At 40.9% G+C, this 21,448-nt stretch carries 19 protein-coding genes; 8 read left to right on the top strand and 11 right to left on the bottom strand.

Translation table 11 applies throughout. The annotated features are described in order from the left end of the window. The first annotated feature begins 504 nt into the window (after positions 1-504). Positions 505-1,056 (top strand): gamma carbonic anhydrase family protein, encoded by a 552-nt coding sequence (locus ABKW31_RS17545; protein WP_348617874.1) that lies wholly within the window; start codon positions 505-507, stop codon positions 1,054-1,056. On the opposite strand, the gene ABKW31_RS17540 is transcribed toward ABKW31_RS17545, so the two are convergent. From ABKW31_RS17540 to ABKW31_RS17500, 9 genes are all read right to left on the bottom strand, one after another. Next, positions 1,033-1,278, bottom strand: coding sequence for a DUF1488 family protein (locus tag ABKW31_RS17540; protein WP_348617873.1), 246 nt, complete (start codon positions 1,276-1,278; stop codon positions 1,033-1,035). The genes ABKW31_RS17545 and ABKW31_RS17540 overlap by 24 nt on opposite strands. Continuing rightward, complete coding sequence (gene aroE, locus ABKW31_RS17535) at positions 1,275-2,093, bottom strand: shikimate dehydrogenase (protein WP_348617872.1); 819 nt, start codon at positions 2,091-2,093, stop codon at positions 1,275-1,277. Before aroE ends, ABKW31_RS17540 begins: the two co-directional genes overlap by 4 nt. Before the next feature lie 141 nt (positions 2,094-2,234). Further along, complete coding sequence (locus tag ABKW31_RS17530) at positions 2,235-2,921, bottom strand: OmpW family outer membrane protein (RefSeq protein WP_348617871.1); 687 nt, start codon at positions 2,919-2,921, stop codon at positions 2,235-2,237. A gap of 159 nt (positions 2,922-3,080) precedes the next feature. Continuing rightward, positions 3,081-4,001: an oxygen-dependent coproporphyrinogen oxidase gene (hemF, locus tag ABKW31_RS17525; RefSeq protein ID WP_348617870.1), complete on the bottom strand. Its 921-nt coding sequence runs from the start codon at positions 3,999-4,001 to the stop codon at positions 3,081-3,083. Positions 4,002-4,004: 3 nt separating this feature from the next. Beyond that, entirely contained in the window at positions 4,005-4,568 is a 564-nt protein-coding gene (locus ABKW31_RS17520; protein WP_348617869.1) for a Sua5/YciO/YrdC/YwlC family protein, read from the bottom strand. 77 nt (positions 4,569-4,645) lie between these two features. Further along, positions 4,646-5,218: a topoisomerase DNA-binding C4 zinc finger domain-containing protein gene (locus ABKW31_RS17515; protein WP_348617868.1), complete on the bottom strand. Its 573-nt coding sequence runs from the start codon at positions 5,216-5,218 to the stop codon at positions 4,646-4,648. A 34-nt stretch (positions 5,219-5,252) separates the two neighbouring features. Then, positions 5,253-5,729 carry a DUF494 family protein gene (locus tag ABKW31_RS17510; RefSeq protein WP_348617867.1) on the bottom strand — a complete coding sequence of 159 codons (477 nt, stop codon included), beginning with the start codon at positions 5,727-5,729 and terminating at the stop codon, positions 5,253-5,255. Position 5,730: 1 nt separating this feature from the next. Then, a complete protein-coding gene (gene dprA, locus ABKW31_RS17505) occupies positions 5,731-6,861 on the bottom strand; it encodes a DNA-processing protein DprA (RefSeq protein ID WP_348617866.1) in 1,131 nt (376 codons plus the stop codon). Positions 6,862-6,878: 17 nt separating this feature from the next. Further along, complete coding sequence (locus tag ABKW31_RS17500; protein WP_348617865.1) at positions 6,879-7,955, bottom strand: LysM domain-containing protein; 1,077 nt, start codon at positions 7,953-7,955, stop codon at positions 6,879-6,881. 212 nt (positions 7,956-8,167) lie between these two features. Between ABKW31_RS17500 and def the strand changes: the two genes are divergently transcribed. From def to trkA, 4 genes are read left to right on the top strand one after another with little or no spacing between them, the layout of a single operon-like run. Further along, the gene (gene def / locus ABKW31_RS17495) at positions 8,168-8,677 is read left to right on the top strand and encodes a peptide deformylase (protein ID WP_348617879.1); all 510 of its coding nucleotides are present in this window, start codon (positions 8,168-8,170) and stop codon (positions 8,675-8,677) included. An 8-nt stretch (positions 8,678-8,685) separates the two neighbouring features. Further along, positions 8,686-9,633, top strand: coding sequence for a methionyl-tRNA formyltransferase (gene fmt / locus ABKW31_RS17490; RefSeq protein ID WP_348617864.1), 948 nt, complete (start codon positions 8,686-8,688; stop codon positions 9,631-9,633). Between the two features lie 7 nt (positions 9,634-9,640). Continuing rightward, positions 9,641-10,966, top strand: a complete 1,326-nt coding sequence (gene rsmB, locus ABKW31_RS17485; protein WP_348617863.1) for a 16S rRNA (cytosine(967)-C(5))-methyltransferase RsmB — start codon at positions 9,641-9,643, stop codon at positions 10,964-10,966. 27 nt (positions 10,967-10,993) lie between these two features. Next, complete coding sequence (trkA, locus tag ABKW31_RS17480; RefSeq protein WP_348617862.1) at positions 10,994-12,373, top strand: Trk system potassium transporter TrkA; 1,380 nt, start codon at positions 10,994-10,996, stop codon at positions 12,371-12,373. Between the two features lie 33 nt (positions 12,374-12,406). On the opposite strand, the gene ABKW31_RS17475 is transcribed toward trkA, so the two are convergent. After that, positions 12,407-13,858: a TrkH family potassium uptake protein gene (locus ABKW31_RS17475; protein ID WP_348617861.1), complete on the bottom strand. Its 1,452-nt coding sequence runs from the start codon at positions 13,856-13,858 to the stop codon at positions 12,407-12,409. A 320-nt stretch (positions 13,859-14,178) separates the two neighbouring features. Between ABKW31_RS17475 and ABKW31_RS17470 the strand changes: the two genes are divergently transcribed. The 3 genes from ABKW31_RS17470 to polA all read left to right on the top strand — a co-directional run bounded on the left by ABKW31_RS17470 (position 14,179) and on the right by polA (position 20,169). Continuing rightward, positions 14,179-15,519, top strand: a complete 1,341-nt coding sequence (locus tag ABKW31_RS17470) for a pitrilysin family protein (RefSeq protein WP_348617860.1) — start codon at positions 14,179-14,181, stop codon at positions 15,517-15,519. Continuing rightward, positions 15,503-16,888, top strand: coding sequence for a pitrilysin family protein (locus ABKW31_RS17465; RefSeq protein ID WP_348617859.1), 1,386 nt, complete (start codon positions 15,503-15,505; stop codon positions 16,886-16,888). Before ABKW31_RS17470 ends, ABKW31_RS17465 begins: the two co-directional genes overlap by 17 nt. A 509-nt stretch (positions 16,889-17,397) precedes the next feature. Next, a complete protein-coding gene (polA, locus tag ABKW31_RS17460) occupies positions 17,398-20,169 on the top strand; it encodes a DNA polymerase I (RefSeq protein ID WP_348617878.1) in 2,772 nt (923 codons plus the stop codon). Positions 20,170-20,785: 616 nt separating this feature from the next. Here polA and yihA read toward each other — a convergent pair. Then, positions 20,786-21,409, bottom strand: coding sequence for a ribosome biogenesis GTP-binding protein YihA/YsxC (yihA, locus tag ABKW31_RS17455; RefSeq protein WP_348617858.1), 624 nt, complete (start codon positions 21,407-21,409; stop codon positions 20,786-20,788). Between the last annotated feature and the right edge of the window lie 39 nt (positions 21,410-21,448).

The following is a 21,448-nucleotide window of genomic DNA, read 5'->3' as shown; positions in this document are numbered from 1 at the left end:
AGATTGTCTTGTTATTAATTGTTAAAGAGCGTTTAGTACAGGATTGTTGAAGCGAAATGCGTGAACGTAGTGAACACAGATTTCTGAAACAACGCTTGTACTGGGTGACCATCCTATTTGACGACCGCCGTTTAAATCTTGTCTGCTTAAGCTGTCAGAAGACCCTCTTAAGCGGGAGGCGCATATTACGCTATCCGTTTACTTTGTCAAGAAAGTTTTTAAATTATTTTTTAAAACCTTTTCTCTACAACCCGCTAATCACTTGACTCCGAGGAGTCTCGTATCACCGGCCGAAGCCTGTGTCGTGTCAGACGTTTATTGTCTGTCCCGAAGCGAGGAGGCGCATTATAGACAAGCCATCATCACTTGCAACACCTTTTTTGAAATAATCGTTTAAGTGCTTATTTAAGCAGCAAAAGCAGCTGTTTTGCGTTTAAAAGCAGCAATTCTAACGATGATTTTGTTAAGCTTTAAATCGATAAAGCTATTTAACAGGAAGATTTTATGTCATTACGCAGTTATAAAAATATTACACCTACTATTGAGCATGGTTGTTATGTTGATGAATCGGCCGTTATTGTTGGAGACGTAAAGTGTGGTACCGACGTCAGTATATGGCCGCTAGTTGCTGCGCGAGGCGATGTTAACTATATCAAGATTGGTGCACGTACTAATATTCAAGATGGAACGGTTCTGCACGTTAGCCGTGTCAGTGAGGCAAACCCTCATGGTTTTCCATTGATTATTGGTGAGGATGTAACGGTAGGGCATAAATGTATGTTGCACGGTTGTGTATTAGGTGATCGCATCTTAGTGGGCATGGGCGCTATTATTATGGATGGTGTAATAGTTCAAGATGATGTCTTTATAGGCGCAGGTAGCTTGGTACCCCCTAATAAAGTACTGGAGTCTGGTTATCTCTATGTCGGCAACCCGGTAAAACAGGCAAGACCGCTGAAGGAAAGTGAATCGGTCTTTCTTAAACAGTCTGCCCTTAACTATGTGAAACTTAAAAACGAATATCTAGCAGAATCAGATAATTTGCTCGACGTTTAGCTTAATACTGCCATCTTCATCAAAGGTTTGTTGTTCTATAAGTGATTCAAGTCTTTCTTCTATATCAAACTGGTGGTCGCTATAAAATGCCAATAGGGTCTTTTCATCGCCACCGGCTATATAGCAGGTAATGAGTTGACCTTGGTAAAAGCCTTCTATCTTCAAACATTCTAAACGCGCAACGTAGGTCGCTCCATCTAAGATTTGGATCGCTTGATTCATAACTTTTCTCTCAGAGCTTGAATGACGGGTTCAACCATTGGCCTCACACCGCGCCAAATAAAAAAGCTTTCGGCCGCCTGCCCCACTAACATTCCCAGACCATCGTATACATTTGTAAGACCTAGGTTTGCAGCATGTTGCATAAAAACTGTTGGTTTATCACCGTAGCTCATATCATAAACATACTTTGCTGCTGCAATCACCGACGGTTCAACTGCGGGTAACTCAGCGGTTAAACTAGCGGAGGTAGAATTTATGATTAGGTCAAAAGAGGAGCCAGCAGAATTCAATTCGTTAAAACCACAAGCTGTTAAGTTGTCGCTTGGAATAAGTGATGCGAGTAAAGTTGCTTTAGAAGGCGTTCGGTTAGCCACCATCAGAAGAGCGGGTTGCTGAGCCATCAAGGGTTGTAAAACTCCTCGCGCTGCACCACCTGCGCCTAAGATAAGGATCCGTTTGTTTTTGAGTGGAATTGATAAGCGCAGTAAATCCTGAACGAGACCTGGTCCGTCGGTGTTATCACCAAAGATACTGCCGTCTGCACATTTTTTCAGGGTATTGACCGCCCCAGAAATAGTGGCCCTGTCAGATCGATTACTAGCAAACTCAAAAGCTGCCAGTTTAAAGGGTGCGGTTATATTGGCGCCCTTTCCACCATCGGCAAAAAACTGAATAATAGCAGAGTCGAAGCCATTAATTGCCGGTTCTACTCTTGTATATTCGAGGCTTTGTTTGGTTTGAGTGGCAAACAAACTATGAATTAGTGGAGATTTACTTTGACTAATTGGTTTACCAAAAACGGCGTAGTGATCCATGAGTGTCTTGTGAAGTCTTTGCTGTAAATAGCAAGGTTAACTGATTTATGGAGAAGACTAAACTAGCTCAGCAAAGAAACGAAGGGAGATTTTCAACATTATGGCGTATAACTACACCACAATGTGAAAACAGTTATTTATCTAAAATTTATAACCCAACATCGCTGAAACAACCCAAGGATTAATATCAACGTCGACCTTGCCTGTTGTTGCAAGCACGTCAAAATTTGCTTGAGTATCGATATCGATGTAGCGCACAGAGGCGTTAAGCAACCAATTATCTTGCAGCTGGTAGTCAAATCCCGCTTGCAAGGCCAAACCAAAGGAGTTATCTAATTTCACATTAGCAAAAGATTGGGCTTGCCTGTCTGCTGTGAATTTTTCATCAAAGAACACCGTATAATTAAGACCAGCACCGATGTATGGCTGCATAGCAGTATTGGTATTAAAGTAATACAACACACTGACTGTAGGCGGCAACTGCTTAGCATTGGCTAGCTTACCATCTCCCAGTCCTAGCGCATTATCTGTGGTATCAGTTAACTTGATATCGTGAGAAAACGGCGTTGCAGCCAATACTTCAATGGCCAAACTTGAATCAAACATGTAAACAAAATTTAAGCCTAATTGGGTATTATTATTGACTTGAGCCGCCATACCCACATTACCCACTCCCTCAACAACAACACTACCACTGTCGTCGTTAGGAATAACAGTGGTCAAGCCACCTCGAACGATTATATCTCCAGACTCATGGGCCCATGCTCCACCAGCAGTAACAAGGCCAGCTACTAATATGGTTTTTATAACACTATTTAATTTTTTCATTTTTCCACTCCGTTAAGTTAATAACGATAGTGTAAAGTGATCAAAGAGCAATACCTTGATCTGGCTCAAGTTCTGTTGCCTATGGTGGAAATATATACACATTAAAAGAAACATTATCTTTAGCTTTCAAACAGGCTCTGACTGATTTAAACCAGCGGCTTATTCAACCCAAGTACGAGGATGCAGATATTCTTTATACAATATTTCTTCTTGGCTACCGACTTCTGGCTGATAGTCGTATTCCCATCTCGCCAAAGGTGGCATAGACATCAAAATTGACTCGGTGCGTCCGCCACTTTGTAAACCAAATAAGGTGCCGCGATCATAAACAAGATTAAATTCTACATAACGCCCTCGGCGGTATAATTGAAAATCTCGTTCTGCTGGCGTAAATGACAATCCTTTGCGTTTCTCAACAATCGGAATATAAGCATCAAGAAAACCGTCACCTACTGCTTGCATAAATTTGAATGAGCGCTCAAATCCCCATTCATTAAGGTCATCAAAAAACAAGCCACCTACGCCACGAGTTTCATTGCGGTGCTTTAAATAAAAGTAATCGTCGCACCACTTTTTATACGTCGGATAGACCTCGGTGCCGAAAGGTTCACACAGCTTATGTGCCACTGTATGCCAATGCACAACATCTTCTTCTATAGGATAAAACGGTGTGAGGTCAAAACCACCACCGAACCACCAAACAGGTTCCTCACCTTCTTTTTCAGCAATGAAAAATCTCACATTTGCATGTGATGTAGGTATTTTAGGGTTGTGAGGATGAATGACCAATGAAACCCCAACCGCTTGAAAACTGCGACCCGCTAGTTCTGGGCGAGCGGCTGTTGCGGAGGGCGGTAACATACCACCAAAAACATGGGAAAAATTCACTCCACCCTGCTCAATAACAGCACCACCAGTAAGCACGCGGGTGCGGCCGCCACCACCTTGCTCACGTTGCCAATTGTCTTCTTTGAACTCGCCCTTTCCATCGGCTAACTCAAGAGTTTGGCAAATATTGTCCTGTAACTTTAACAAATACCGTTTTACTTTTTCTAATTCAATTATTGGTTTATCGCTCATTATTTAATTGTCTCTTATTACCTTGCCACTGATACCGTGACGGATCATGCTAGGTAATAAAGACTCACCTAGTTCACCTGAAATTAATATTACCTGATTGCCAAACTGCGCCAGGACCTCTTGAGTAGTTTTTGCTGCTGGCATACCGGACAGATTCGCACTGGTTGATACCAATGGTTTTTGAAATAGCTCACATAATGCTTTTACTACTGGATGATTTGAGACCCGCACCGCAATTAAATCTGACCCGCCAGTTAGCCAATGGGGTGCGAGAATTGAAGCGGGTAAAAGCCAAGTATGAGGCCCAGGCCAACTGGAAAAAACATCAATCCGAATTTTTTCTGTTATGGCTCTATCATCTACATAAGGCAAGATTTGCCCATAATTAGCAGCGACTAATATCAAACCTTTTGACAATGGCCGTTTTTTTAAAGCGAGCAAACGCATAACCGCGACTTCATTATCTGGGTCACAACCAAGACCAAACACAGCTTCTGTCGGGTAAGCAAAGATATGCCCTTGTGAAAACTGTTTTTGCAGTGACTGTGGGTCGTGAGTTTCTAACATGAATTAAGCTAACTAGAAATTAATGAGCAAAAGTGTAAAGCACTGCTCTCACTCAATAAAGCAAATTATCAATAGTATTATTTATCTTGCTTGTATCCACATAAACGCTGAGGACATTGTAATACCATGCCATGAGCCGATTTTTTCTCGATCATTATTGGCCATTCGCATGCAGGACAGGCCATTTCTATTGGTTGAAAGTTGACGACATATTTACATTTTGGATAGTTATCACAAGGATAGAATTGTTTGCCAAATTTATTGGCGCGCTTAATTAGATGACCGGATTTGCAACTGGGGCAACTTACTTTGATTTCATCTTCTTTGCTATGCGACTCAGTAGATGACTCAATATAGGTACATACAGGGAAATTACTGCAGCCAATAAAAAGGCCGAAGCGCCCTTTTTTAATCACTAAATTGGCACTGCAGTCGGGGCAAGAAGAGCCTTCTATGACTTTAACGTCTGCAGTTTCGTACTCATGCAATGGTTTAGAAAAATCACATTGGGGATATTGGCTACAACCAATAAAAGCGCCGGACTTTCCGTGTTTAATATTCAGTGTAGATTGACACTTGGGACACGAGCCTGTGACTTGTTGCAAAGCGTGTTCATTGGCTTTAAACAATGAGTGATCGATTTTAGACACTAACAATCACTCATTGAAATGTTCACAGTTGAAATTAGTGTAAAGGGCCTTCCGGCTCTTCAAACAGCAAGTCTTCCATTTGTGCATAAGCATTTTCTTTTCCGGGTACGTTAAATAACACCATTAATACTACCCATTTCATGTCCTCAAGGCAGAATTCTTTTGAATCGATTTCCATTACTCGATCGATAACCATTTCACGAGTAGAAGAATCGAGAACATTAATTTGCTCTAAAAACATCAAGAAGCCACGACATTCAACATCAAGACGCATTTCTTCGTCATGGGTATAAATGCGGGTGGAATAAGTTGCCGTGCCCTTAACTAGATAGGGATTGATATCCGTTTCTTGTAAAGCAGCTAACTTTTCTAACCAAGACAGAGCCTTGTAAATTTCATCGTGGTGAAAACCCGCGCGGATAAGTTCATCGGTAAGCTCATCTTGGTCGACACGAATTTCAGTTTCACTGTGAATGAAGTTTTCAAATAGATACATGAGGATATCGAACATATTATTTTTCCCCCAATTTGATGTAGCCGCCAGAAACAGCAACCACTAAACCACGCAACTCATATTCTAATAATTGTGACATAACCTCTGACGCTGGCATGCCGCTGCGCTCGACCACTATATCTAGCGGTGTGGCTTCAAAATCTACACTATCTAACAAACGCTCTGTTGCCAAGCTTTGAGTGCATTTTTTTTGTATTTTATTTTCATTTGTAACATTAGTGTTAAATTCAAGATGACTAAACTCCTCATTGATATCGGCAAACTCGGTCACTAACTTTGCTCCCTGTTGAATTAAATAATGACAACCCTTCGACAATGGGTTGTTTATATTCCCAGGAATAGCAAAAACGTCTCGATTTTGTTCAGTCGCATAACGAGCAGTGATCAGTGACCCACTTTTTAGAGCTGCTTCTACCACCAAAGTTCCCAACGATAAGCCACTTATAATGCGATTGCGCCTCGGAAAATTTTCTGGCCTTGCAGGGGTTAAAGGAGCAAATTCAGATACTATTACGCCACCTGCTGCCAAAATATTTTCTGCTAGTTGTTGATGCCGCTTAGGATAAACAGTATCAATGCCAGTACCTAATACTGCGATGGTAATAGCCTTTGCTGCTAATGCTCCTTGGTGAGAAAAGCCATCTATCCCTAGTGCAAGCCCGCTGGTAATAGTCCATCCAGCCAAGCCTAATTGTTGTGCAAATAACTTAGCGTTAGCTTTACCATTCAAACTAGGATTGCGACTTCCCACCATGGCAATTTGTAAGTTTGATAGTTTTTGTGGATCTCCATAGCCGAATAACAATAAGGGGGGGCTAGAAATCTCTTTTAACAGGGCAGGATAACGTGGGTCTTCATAATGCAAAATGAAGCTATTTTTGTTACACCCAAGCCAATCTAAACTACGCTGAATGCCCTTTTGGTCAGGATGTTGAATACATTCAACTTGCTTGGAGTTTAGACCTGCTTGCAGTAACTCGCCCTGTCCCATACACAGCAGATCATGTGCTTGGCAAGCCAACTTTTGGCTTAGTTTAGTTAAGCTTGCTACACCAAATCTGGGGATAGAAGATAGGTGTAGCCATTTAATAAGTGTTTCTTGATAGGGTATTTCAACATCCTGTCGCATACATGTTCCTTCATCAATCAAGGTCTCGCAACAATTGCTCCTCTACTTATTACTTTAGATGACCGTGTGATAAGTGCATAACTTGCCTTCTCAAAAACTTTAAAAACAACTATCTCGCCAATTTTCAATGCGGGCTGAATAATATCACTGTCTAGTATGAAGGCATTGGCTAAAGGATTGTTTTCACCTTTATATTTAGGCGTAACATCATCAATAATGTTAGGGCCTTGAGCATAAATACCCATAACCATTCCAGCGGATACTTGATCACTGCCCAAATCCACAATAACCACGTTGTATTTACCTAGAAGTCGATGTTGTTCCAAATCGTCAATGATAAAACCGCGCTGATCTGTCGCCCCACTCAAGGTAATACTAGTAGGCTCGTTATCTTCTTGGGGAACTAAACGGTCGCCTCGTTGCACTTCGTAGTTAGCATCTTCTATTTTAATTAATCTCTGATTGTCTAAATCAGCATCTACTGCTTCAGCATTAGCAACATGCCTGACCTGCAAGCCAATGAAGTTACCTGCCATATCGTAAATTTCGTTCTGTTTGTGCAATACGTTAAACTTTGTCTGATATGAACGTGAGGCTTTACTCAAGGCGATATTATTACTGGCAAAAAGCACTGAACCCTCTTGGTTTCCCAAAATATAGGGATGACGGTCGTACTCTACTTGCTGCATTATTTGGTCGTTTTCTATAAATGGTCTAATTGTCGACCACGGCAATGCGGGAATGGGTTCGGCCAGTTTGACTGATTTAGTGCCTTCTGGAGATATTTTTATTTCCGCTTTAGCTGGCTGACGAACAAGGTCAATAACAGTATCGCCTTGCTCATTCTTTCGCAAACTGAGTTCATCGCCAGGATAAATTAGGTGGGGATTTTTAATATAAGTATTGGTACGCCATAACTCTGGCCACAGCCAAGGTTTATCTAAATACATTTTGGAAATATCCCATAGGGTATCGCCTTTTTGCACGACGTATTTTTGTGGTGCATCCTGTTTAATATTAATGACATCGGCCCAACATAATGTAGGGAGTAGCATTAACACCGTAAAAAATCTCAGTAACTTTTTGCTCATCATTGTTTAAGCCTTGCCGCTTGCACTATTATGTTTTGGATCCATTTAGGCTAGAATAGCCCAAAGTAGCCGTTGTTAAATAGTCAATTCTATTTGCACGTATAGTTAACAATACATGCTTTGCAGGTATTTGATCCATATTTTACGTAAAATATGGATAGTTATTGAAACATGTTCCGCAAATAATAGGCGGACCCTTAATAGATGAAAGCACTATGGCGATATTAGAAGTATTACGTTTCCCAGATGAACGCTTGCGCACCGTTGCAAGTCCAGTAAAAAAAGTAGACAAAACAATCCTTAAATTGATAGACGACATGTTAGAAACCATGTTGGATGAAAAAGGAATTGGTTTGGCTGCTACCCAAGTTGACATCCATCAGCAGGTTGTGGTGATTGATGTGTCTGAAAAGCAAGATGAGCCTTTAATTTTAATTAATCCGATCATTACTCACAAAGATGGTGTCACCATTAGTGAAGAAGGTTGCTTATCTGTGCCAAATAACTACGCAAAAGTTGAACGAGCTGAAAACATTACCGTTAAAGCCTTAAATAAGGGCGGTAAAGAATTTAGTTTGGATACAAGTGGTTTATTAGCTATTTGCATTCAGCATGAGCTTGACCACCTTAAAGGTAAGTTATTTGTTGATTACCTTTCTCCGCTAAAACGCCAACGCATTAAAACTAAACTAGAAAAAGAAGCACGTTTAGAAGCAAGAGGCTAAGAGCTGCATTGAATACTCCGTTAAAAATTGTATTTGCTGGTACACCAGAATTTGCCGCCATTCATCTCCAGGCTTTAATCAATTCACACCATGAGATAATTGCCGTATACAGTCAACCAGATAGACCTGCGGGAAGAGGCAATAAACTGCAAGCCAGTGCAGTAAAACAATTAGCGCAAATCCATAACATTCCAGTATTTCAGCCTGAATCATTAAAAGATAGTCAAGCGCAAGACCAACTGAGTGCGCTTAACGCAGACATTATGATTGTGGTCGCCTATGGCTTGCTTTTGCCAACTAAGGTATTAAACACGCCTAAATTGGGTTGTTTAAATGTGCACGGTTCTTTGTTGCCTCGTTGGCGCGGAGCGGCGCCTATTCAGCGAGCCATTTGGGCGGGAGACCAAGAAACGGGTATCACCATTATGCAAATGGATGAAGGTTTAGATACTGGCCCTATGTTGCTCAAAAGTAGAGTTGCCATAGAAGCAAAAGAAACCAGTGAGTCGCTGTATCATAAGTTATCGTTGAATGGCCCCCAAGCCTTATTAGATTGCTTAGCGCAGATTCACCAGCTACCACAGGAAATTCAAGACAACAAATTGGCCAACTACGCCAAAAAGCTCAGTAAAGAAGAAGCGAAAATAGATTGGCATACGGATGCTGAGCAACTAGAAAGAAACTGCAGAGCATTTAATCCGTGGCCTATCAGTTATTTTGAGTTAGCGGGATTAAATATAAAAGTGTGGGAATGTGATGTAGTGGCAAACATCACCGACAGTGGTCATAAAATCGGGGAAATAGTGGCAATCAATAAACAAGGTATAGTCATTCAAACCGGTAAAGATTGTTTATGTTTACGTAAGCTTCAACTACCCGGTAAAAAACCAATGTCCTCTAGTGATATTCTCAATGGTCGAAGTGACTTGTTCACTCTTGGCACAACCATAGCTTGATGGAAGCATGAAACATAATCAGTCAAAAACTTTAGCACGAAACCTTCGAGCCGATGCTACTACGGTACTGTTTCAAATACTTGAGCAAGGAAAAAGCGCTAGAGAATGTTTACCCGCCATGCAGCTATTGCATAAAGACCAAGATAAAGCCTGGTTGCAAGAGATGGTTTATGGAGTATTAAGACAATTACCCTTATTACAATACTGGTTAAGACACTTACTTGAGACACCTCTCAAAAATAAATTCAAAATAACTGAGCATCTCATTTTACTCGGATTTTACCAATTGGCCTTCAGTCGCGTCAGTCAGCATGCGGCAGTATCTGAAACCGTCAATGCCTGTCATTCTCTGCGTGTAGAAGCCATGCGGGGTTTGGTTAACGGCATATTAAGAAACTTTATTCGCAATGAAACAAGCAGCAACAAACCAGATGACGAGCAGATTAATTCCGGTCTCCCGAAGTGGTTATACAAAAAGTTAGCTCAAGCTTATCCAGAGAATTTTTTAGGTCTCCTCGCGCAAATTGAATCTAAAGCACCAATTTGGTTGCGAGTAAATCGCAAGCAAATTGCAGCTGCTGATTTTCAGCAGAAATTGCAGGAGCATGCGATTGATTTTAGTTTGTCATCCCACCATCCCGATGCCATCATTTTAACCAAAAGTATGGATATAACCCAATTGCCTGGCTTTGAGCAGGGTTGGTTTGCGGTACAGGATGGAGCAGCACAATTGGCTGCGGCTTATTTAGCGCCGCAGGAAAATCAAAAAGTGTTAGATTGTTGCGCTGCACCAGGTGGTAAAACAGGACATCTACTTGAGGTCGCAGATAACTTAGACCTAACAGCCTTAGAAATTGATCATCAAAGAGCGAATAAAATTGAAGAGAATCTGCACAGATTAGGTCATCAAGCTAACTTACTCATTGGTGATGCAAGTCAACCGCAAACTTGGTGGGATAATCAGCAGTTTGACCGCATACTACTAGATGCACCTTGTTCGGCCACCGGCATCATTAGACGCCATCCAGATATTAAATGGCTGCGCAAAGCCACTGACATTCAATCTCTTGTTGCTATTCAACAAGCTATTTTAGATGCTTTGTGGCCATTACTCAAAATCAACGGCAGCTTGCTCTATGCCACGTGTTCAATATTACCTGAAGAAAACTATCAGCAAATAGAGCACTTTTTATCACGCACACCCAGTGCGAAACTGGACCCTGACTTTCCACACGACAAGCACCACCCTGGCCGACAGATACTACCCGGCGAACAACAAATGGACGGTTTCTATTATTGTAGACTGATAAAATCAGGCGAAAACAATGCCTAAATTCCAACACGTTAGATTCGGAACACTATGAAAATCATTATTCTTGGCGCAGGACAAGTTGGGGCGACTCTGGCGGAAAATCTAGTCGGAGAGAAAAACGAGATCACCGTAATCGATTCGGATGCGGACACACTAAGAAACTTGCAAGATAGGCTTGATTTGCAAGTTGTACATGGTGTCGGTTCTCATCCTGATGTATTGAAAAAAGCTGGGGCCGAAGACGCTGACATGTTAATTGCAGTGACCAACAGTGACGAAAGCAACATGATGGCTTGCCAAGTCGCTTACACCCTTTTCAAAACTCCAACTAAGATTGCCCGCGTGCGCTCAGAACAATACATTATTTACCAAGAGCAATTATTCAAACACCAAGACATACCCGTTGATCATCTCATCGCACCCGAACAATTAGTGACTAAAGCGATTAAACGCCTTATCGACTATCCAGGCGCACTGCAAGTCGTTGAATTTTCCGATGGTAGAGCGAGCTTAGTGGCGGTGAAGGCCTATTATGGCGGTTTATTAGTGGGTCACGCACTTTCAACCTTAAAAAAACACATACCTAATGTTGAAACCCGGGTAGCGGCTATATATCGCCGCGGTAGACCCATCCGTCCTTTAGGCACAACGATCATCGAAGCAGATGATGAAGTATTTTTTATCGCAGCTACCAAACATATTCGTACTGTGATGAGCGAATTGCAAAAATTAGAATCGAGCTATAAACGTATAATGATAGCCGGTGGTGGCTTAATCGGTGCAGGTTTAGCTAAATTACTGGAACACAATCATAATGTTAAACTGATTGAATTCAATCAGGAGCGCGCCAAGTACCTTTCTGCGCACTTAGATAAAACCATTGTTTTTTGCGGTGATGCCTCTGACCATGAATTATTAACCGAAGAAAATGTTCAGCAAGTTGATGCCTTTATCGCAGTTACCAATGACGATGAAGCCAACATAATGTCAGCGATGTTGGCAAAGCGACTGGGGGCGCAAAAAGCCATGGTGCTTATTCAGCGCAGCGCCTATGTCGATTTAGTCCAAGGCGGAGAAATCGATATTGCATTCTCTCCTCAGCAAGCAACTATTTCAGCCTTGCTTACACATATCAGACGTGGAGACATTGTTAACGTTTATTCATTACGCCGTGGCGCTGCCGAAGCAATTGAAGCTATAGCTCATGGCGATGAAAAAACCTCAAAAGTTGTCGGCCGAGAAATTAGAGAAATCAAACTACCACCGGGCACCACTATCGGTGCAGTAGTAAGACACGAAGAGGTTATCATTGCCCATAGCACGACAAAAATTCAGGCTAATGACCACGTTATTCTCTTTTTAGTTGATAAGAAGTTTATCGGAGATGTTGAAAAGCTGTTCCAACCTAGTGCTTTTTTCTTCGGTTAATTAACCTAAGCTCGACTCCCTGATTAGTCGAGCTTAGCTGCGCCAAAATGTAGGTGAAAATAAAACAAGTAATGAAAAGACCTCTAAGCGACCAAATAACATAGCCAACACCAATAACCATTTACCACTATCACTGACTTCAGCGTAGGTTCCAGCAACAGAGCCTAAGCCGGGACCGAGGTTATTAAGAGTCGCAGCCGTTGCCGTAAAGGCTGAAACATCATCCATTCCTGTACCAATTAAACACACCATAATAATGACAAAAATCATCGCATAAGCAGAGAAAAACCCCCATACGGCCTCTACTACCCGGTCAGGTAGCGCCCTGCCTCCTACTTTTACAGAGTAAATTGCTTTTGGGTGTATCAAACGGTTTACCTCTCTTTTACCTTGCAGGTAAAGTAGAAAGACTCGTATTACTTTCAAGCCACCACCCGTTGAACCGGCACAACCGCCGATAAAGCTGGAAAATATTAACATAATAGGCAAAAAGGCAGGCCAATGAGCAAAATCGGTAGTCGCAAATCCTGCCGTAGTACTCATCGAAACTGACTGAAGTAAGGCTTGATCTAATGCTATGCCTGCATCTTCAAACCATGAATATTCAATAAGTGTGACAAAACAGATCAATACGAGGGCTATCTGTATGATAAAAAACACCCGCAATTCAGGATCGTATAAATACCCTTTAAGTGTTCGACCGTTTACTGCCGCATAGTGCAAGGCAAAATTCAATGCCGCTATCCACAAGAACACCACACAAACAAGGTTAACAAAGACACTATCAAATTGCCCTAAACTTGCATCATAGGTTGAAAAACCGCCAATAGCTACTGTAGAAAAAGAATGACAAATTGCGTCAAACCAGCTCATTCCGGCTAGCCAATATGCTATTGAGCAGGCGATTGTTATAGAAAAATAAATGTACCAAAGATGTTTTGCCGTATCGGCAATTCTTGGCGTCATTTTTGAATCTTTAACTGGCCCAGGGGTTTCTGCTCTATATAATTGCATGCCTCCCACCCCTAAGAGGGGTAATATAGCAACGGCTAATACGATAATCCCCATGCCGCCAAACCATTGTAATTGTTGGCGATAAAATTGAACCGCCTTGGGTAAGTAATCAATACCTTCAATCACTGTGGCACCGGTTGTTGTCAAACCGGAAAAGGCTTCAAAAAACGCGTCAGTTGCACTCATTTCTGGTTGTTCAAGCAATAAAAAGGGTAGCGCACCAAAACTGGCTAGTACTGTCCAGAACAATACGACAATGAGAAACCCTTCTTTAGCTCTAAGATCTTTGCGGAATCGGCGATTTGGATACCAAATTAATAGCCCTGTGATTAGACACAAAACAAAGGCCATAATAAAAGGTAGACCACTACCATCTTGAAAAATTAACGAAACAATAGCGGGGGGGATCATGGTGACACTAAAAAGTGCCACTAGTAGTCCCAGAATTCTGACAATAGTGCGGTATTGCATAGTTTAAATTGAACTCACAGCTGAATCTCGATGTTATTCACAAACAAGTAATTAGAGTTTATTGCTAAAGCAGTCGTAAATCATTGATTTATTCATCTTATTAATAAATATATTGTTTTGCACTCATTACCGTAAGCACAAACCTATATTATCGACAAAACACTATTGACTGAGAATCATGTCACTAAGCACTCTGTTTTTAATCTTGTAAATAGTTTGAAACAAATTGCTGGTGGTAAAATCAAGCATTTTACTGCGCTTTCCTTTCAGCAAATAAGTTAACTGGATACACTGCGGCAGCATAACTGGAGAATTATTAAATGAAAAATCTATTTCAAGGAATATTGTACACCCTATTGCTGTGTTCGTTTACGAGCCAAGCAATAACAAAAACTGAAGACATACAACAGTTTACACTTAACAATGGAATGAAGATTATCGTACTCGAAGATCAGTCAATTCCCAACGCTAACATGTATCTATTTTGGCGTGTTGGCTCACGTAATGAATACCCTGGTATCACAGGACTTTCGCACTTTTTTGAACACATGATGTTTAACGGTGCTAAAAAATATGGCCCTAAGAAGTTTGACCAAGCAATGGAAGCCGCGGGCGGTGCCAACAATGCTTATACCACAGAGAATTCTACTGTTTATACCGACTGGTTCCCTACTGAGTCAATGGAATTGATGTTTGATTTAGAAGCAGACCGTATTCAAAATTTAAATATTACCCCCGAGGTTCTTGAAAGTGAACGAGGTGTGGTTACCTCTGAACGTTCTACCGGCTTAGAAAACTCAAACTTTCGCATGTTGAGTGAGCAAGTTAAGGCGACGGCTTTTAGAGCCCACCCTTATAGTTGGTCTGTCATTGGTCATGAATCCGATATCGCTAATTGGAAACTACAGGATTTAGTGGACTATCATAGAATTTACTACGCCCCTAACAACGCTACTGTCGTTATCGTAGGTGCCGTTAGTGTGGCTGAAGTAAAAAAACTAGCCACTCAATATTTTGAACCTATACCAGCACAAGCACCACCGCGGGAGGTTCATACGGTAGAGCCTGAGCAAACCGGAGAACGCCGGGTTTACGTTAAAAAAGCCTCCGTTTCTACCCCCAATGTTTTGTTTGCTTATCATGTGCCCAAAACCCAAAGCGATGACTACTATGCCCTGTCTATCTTAAGCAGCATTTTAAGCAGTGGTAACAGTTCACGATTGAACAAGGCCTTGGTCTACGACAATAAGACCGCAAGCGAAGTGTTTACTTACTTACCTTTATCGATCGACCCTAATCTATTCTATGTTAGTGCTGTCGCCGCACCGGGAGTGTCCAGTGCTGAACTAGAACAGGCCATCATTACACAATTAAATGAGGTTATGACTAAGGGAGTGTCAGAGCAAGAATTGCAAAAAGTAAAAAATCAAGCCTTGGTAGATTTCTACCGCGAAATGTCAACTATTAATGGCAAGGCCAATACCATCGGAAGTTATGACTTTTACTTTGGTAGTTACAAAGCCCTTTTTGATGTACCTGCACAATTATCAAAAGTGACCTTAAGCGATATACAAAGGGTTGCAGCAAAATACTTGAGAAAAGCCAACCGCACGACAGGTGTTCTAGCCTCACAGGAAGATAGCAATGAATATGATCTTTAAATCTGCCCTACTGGCAACGATTGCCCAATTTAGTGCAACAGCATTTTCAGTAGAATTTACCCTGCCTCACTATGAAAAAATACGTTTAGAAAACGGCTTGAACATCTATCTGATGGAACAACATGAAGTGCCGCTTATAGATGTCACGCTAGTGGTAAAAGCGGGTGCAACATTGGATACCATTCCGGGTTTAGCGAAAACCACAGCAGAGAATCTGTTACTTGGTACACAAAGCTTGAGTCGTGCTGAATTTGAACAACAGGTGGAATTTGTGGGTACACAAATCGATTCTGGAGCAGGAATTGAGTCCTCTTATATTAGCGCATCAATGGCGAATAAAGATCACAAACTTATCATTCCAATGCTACGCGACATATTACTCAAACCTAGATTTGATGAAAAAGAATTTGCGGCACAAAAAGAAAGATTAATCGCAGATTTAGAGCGGAAAAAAGAAAGCCCTAGAGCAGCTATTGGTGGTTACTTTAATGCCCTTTTGTTTGATAAACACCCTTATGCCAATGATATAGATGGCAATTCGCAGTCTCTCGCAAGTATGGAATTGGCCGATATAAAAGAGTTTCATAAGGTTTGGTATACTCCGGATAATAGTGCCATCATTATCGCAGGCGACTTTAAAAGTAGCGAAATGCTGAACTTACTAAAAAGTTTATTCGGCCAATGGCAGGGTTCCACCAAAAACGTTGCGCCAACTATTGCCTTACCAATACCCACTCAATCAAAAGTATTGTTGGTCAATAAAGGCGACGCCACTGAAAGTACTTTTGTTATTGGAGGCCCCGGCATCGCAAGGGACAATAAGGATTTTGTCGCTATATCAGTTGTTAATACTGTTTTAGGGGGACGTTTCACCAGTTGGTTAAACGATGAACTACGAGTTAATAGTGGCTTAACTTATGGCGCTAGGAGTCGATTTGACACTAAAATCCAGGGTGGAAGCTTTGTCATTTCAACTTTTACTAAAACTGAAACGACTCAACAAGCAATTGATTTAGCCTTAAAAACCTACGCTAGAATATGGGAAAAAGGTATAGATTCAGAAACCTTGGAATCAGCAAAAGCGTATGTGAAAGGCCAATTCCCACCGCGCTATGAAACATCAAGTGATTTAGCCTCTCTATTGGCAGATATGTTTATCTACGACTTTGATGAGCAATATATTAATAGCTTTTCTGAGCAAGTTAATCAGCTTACGCCAGAACGAAGTAAAGAAATAATTGCAAAATATTTTCCGAAGAGCAATTTACAATTTGTGGTAATTGGGCAGTCAGAAGTGCTTAAAACACAACTGCAAGCATATGGGAAAATCATAGAAACTGACATTAAGTTCGATAGTTTTTCGCTATAAATATAAAAATCAAAAAAAAGGTCACTTTCATAGTGACCTTTTTCAAATACAGAGCATGTTAGTAAGCACCAACATACATAAAAATATATTTTTTGTTGGTTTTAATTCAATTTTTACCCTATGACTCAGCTATAGGCTGCGTCCTTAATGACTTATACTTTTTTGCCACTATAGACTGGCAGGTATAGTCTAATTTTTTATGTAGAAATCGCTTTAATTCCTCGGCATTTATGTGTATCTTCTACTTCCAATTTTTAGCTTTGTAGATTTTTCTAGAAAGTTATCCCCAAATTAAAATTTAGCTTCTCCAATTTTATCAACATTGCTGTAATGCCCGCTTTAAAAGGGTTTATGTCTTAAATCGCGCACAACTACAGTGTCAATTTTTTCCTTTATTAAATATTAATAAACAGAGTTATCCACATTTCTGCTCACAGTCAAAGTGGATGAAGACACTTTGTTGTGGCAAACTCTATTTCAGCAACAAAATCACTCTGAGTACCTTATATATGTCATCAGCACAAACCTTAGCCATTAGTTCTCCTCTTATCCTAGTTGATGGTTCTTCCTATTTATTTCGCGCTTATCATGTGCCTTACCTGCAAGCCTTAAGGACATCAAAGGGGCAACCTACAGGCGCCATTACAGGGGTTCTTAATATGATTAAGAGCCTGCAAAAAGACTACCCCACTGGCAATGTAGTGGTTGTTTTTGACGCCAAAGGCAAGACATTCAGAAATGATCTTTACCCAGAGTACAAAGCCAATCGACCTCCTATGCCAGATGATCTTCGTACGCAGATTGAACCATTACATAAAATAATAACAGCGATGGGGCTGCCGCTACTGGTGATAGAAGGTGTTGAAGCAGATGACGTTATAGGCACCTTAGCATGTCAAGCAACCCGCTTAGCCATTGAAACCATCATATCGACGGGTGATAAAGATATGGCGCAACTGGTCAGTCCCCATGTCACCCTCATCAATACGATGACAAGCCAAAAATTAGATGAAGCAGGTGTAATGGAAAAGTTTGGTGTAACGCCAAACCAAATCATCGACTACTTAGCCTTAATGGGCGACAAGGTTGATAATATACCGGGAGTAGACAAGTGTGGACCTAAAACAGCAGTAAAGTGGCTGGCTGAGTTTGGCAGTTTACAAAAAGTAATGGTGAATGCTGACCAGGTTAAAGGCAAAGTCGGAGAAAACTTGCGAGCAGCATTAGAAAAATTGCCATTATCGTACGAATTAGCCACCATTAAATTGGATGTAGAACTGCCCTTCTCTGCTGATCAACTGAGGGCAGGCCCGCAAGATACTGAATCGCTAATTGCCTTGAGCACGGAATTTGAACTAAAACGTTTACTTAATGAAACACAAAAGACAAACACGCAAAATAGCGCAACTAGCAATACGCAGAGCAATGCTTTACCTGCGGACTCTGCCAACGAACAAGCGATAATAAGCCAAGAGAAATATGAAACCATACTCACTTGGGGCAAACTTGAAGTATGGCTAGAAAAACTGAAAAAATCAGAGCTATTTGCCTTCGATACCGAAACGACTAGTTTGAACTATATGGAAGCTGATTTAGTTGGTATGTCATTCTGTATTACTGAGGGAGAAGCGGCTTACTTGCCTCTGGCACACAACTATCCTGATGCCCCAGAGCAATTAAATCTAAAAGAGGTACTTGCGCTTTTTAAACCTATTTTAGAAAACCCCAACATTAAAAAAGTAGGACAACATCTAAAGTACGACAAAAACGTGCTGGCTAACTACGATATAGACTTAAACGGCATTGCATTTGACACAATGCTTGAATCTTATGTGCTAAACAGCGTTGCTTCAAGGCACAATATGGATAGCCTTGCATCACACTACTTAAATCATCAAACAATCCATTTCGAAGATATTGCCGGCAAAGGAGCTAAGCAAATTAGCTTTAATTTAATTCCTTTAGTTGAGGCCGCTCCGTATGCAGCTGAAGATGCTGATATCACTTTACGATTACACCACGTTTTGTGGGCTAAATTGTTGTCCGAAAAACCTCTAGCAGAGGTTCTACAACACATTGAGTTACCCTTACTTACGGTATTAGCCAAAATGGAACAGTTCGGCGTATTAATTGATAGTCAAAAGTTGGCACAACAGAGCCAAGATTTAGCCACTCGAATTTTGCAATTGGAAAAAGAAGTACACGAATTAGCAGGGCAAACATTTAACTTAGGCTCTACCAAACAATTACAAGAAATATTGTATGACAAAATGAATTTGCCTGTTTTGAAGAAAACGCCTAAAGGCTCACCTTCTACATCTGAAGAGGTACTTCAGGAGCTTGCCTTAGACTATCCCCTGCCTAAACTGTTAATGGAATACCGTGGGCTGACTAAACTAAAAAATACTTATACAGATAAGTTACCCAAGATGATTAATGCTAGAACTGGGAGAATACATACCTCCTATCATCAGGCTGTAGCAGCTACCGGACGATTATCATCAACCGAGCCAAACTTACAAAATATTCCAATAAGAACAGAAGAAGGTCGTCGGGTTAGGCAAGCCTTTATTGCTCGGCCCGGTTATAAAATAGTGGCAGCTGACTACTCGCAAATTGAATTGCGCATTATGGCGCATTTGTCCAAGGATGAAGGTTTAATTAAAGCGTTTGCTGCCGGAAAAGATATTCACTCGGCGACTGCAGCTGAAGTATTTAGTGTTGCATTAGCAGACGTTTCAACCGAGCAGAGGCGCAATGCCAAGGCCATTAACTTCGGCTTAATTTATGGCATGTCAGCCTTTGGTTTATCTCGTCAGTTAAATATATCTCGTCATGACGCACAGAAATATATGAATCTCTACTTCGAGCGTTATCCGGGGGTATTGCAATACATGGAAGAAACCCGTCAATTAGCCAAAGAACAAGGATATGTTTCGACCGTTTTTGGTCGCCGACTCTATCTACCAGAAATAACGTCGAGTAATGCAATGCAAAGAAAAGGAGCAGAGCGAGCGGCTATCAACGCACCTATGCAAGGAACAGCGGCCGATATTATTAAAAAGGCGATGATTTCTGTTGATGCTTGGATTGATACCTTAGCCACGGACGAGGTCAGAATGATCATGCAGGTACATGACGAACTTGTTTTTGAAATAAAACAACAGGAATTAGAAAGTTACCGAATGAAAATAATCAGTCTAATGGAGCACGCCGTTGAGCTTGACGTGCCTTTAATTGTTGAAGCGGGTGTTGGAATTAACTGGGACGAAGCTCACTAAACTCTTATTAAAATCGTAATTTACCCTCTTTTTTGTAATTAAATTACAAAAACTCATTGGCTTTAGTTTCATATTTGAATAGACTTGCTGATGTAGGGTACAGAGGTTGGAGTTTCCATCCTTTGATTTGGCCTCGGCAAATTGCCGAGGTTTTTTTTGTTAGAAATTTGAAGGTCTCTGAATTTTTCGTAAATGACACGTTTAGTCATGTAGAACTTATGTGGTTGCCTAGTGCCTACAATAGTTTTATGAGATTTTTTTATCTGCATCATTTTATTATGCAAACGTGAACTTATAGAGGATATGACACTCTGACTATATAGTTTTCATGTGTGTTCCCAAAGTCCCTTAGCCCCATAGTTTTATGGGGCTTTTTTTATTTCCAAATTTTATTTGGCAACTCTGAACTTAATAGAGATATTACACTCTGAATATATAGTTTTTATGTGTGTTCTCGAAGTCCCTTAGCCCCATAGTTTTATGGGGCTTTTTTTATTTCTAAATTTTATTTGGCAACCCTGAACTTAATAGAGATATTACACTCTGAATATATAGTTTTTATGTGTGTTCTCAAAGTCCCTTAGCCCCATAGTTTTATGGGGCTTTTTTTATGTGCTTATTTTACTTCTGCTTTTGCGGTTTTAGGTGCATAGCCAAACCATTCATCCAGCTTTAATTGCAGCTCTTCAAGACCTACACCACTGAGGGACGAAAAAACATTAACCGTAACATCTCCGCAAAATGCTAACGCAGCCTCTCTCGCCATTAGTAGCTGATTTTTACGATTGCCCGATTTAAGCTTGTCCGCCTTGGTTAATAGAGCTAGAACAGGAATTTGGGCGCTCACTGCCCAATGTATTAAATCTTGATCGGAGTCTTTAAAAGGGTGGCGTATATCCATTAATACGATTATGCCCTTTAAACTTTCACGTTTTTGCAGATACTCACCGAGAGATTGTTGCCATTTTTCTTTAATTGCCATAGGTACTTTTGCGTAACCATAGCCAGGCAAATCAATTAGTCGCCGATTTTCATCTAAGTCAAAAACATTGATTAGCTGAGTTCTTCCGGGTGTTTTACTGGTTCTAGCCAAGGCATTTTGACGAGTTAGTTTATTTAATGCACTGGATTTGCCAGCGTTAGATCTGCCGGCGAAGGCGACTTCAATACCCTCATCTTTTCCTAGATGCCGAATATCAGGCGCGCTAATACTGAATTTGGCTTGATTATAATGACTCACAACGCGATCCCTATTGGTACTTAAACGTAATAATTGATG

Origin of the sequence: Paraglaciecola sp. 25GB23A (genome assembly GCF_040012495.1) — a bacterium.
In the GTDB taxonomy this organism is placed as follows: domain Bacteria; phylum Pseudomonadota; class Gammaproteobacteria; order Enterobacterales; family Alteromonadaceae; genus Paraglaciecola.
The sequence above is the reverse complement of the archived record's forward strand: the minus strand, read 5'-3'. Positions and strand labels throughout refer to the sequence as shown.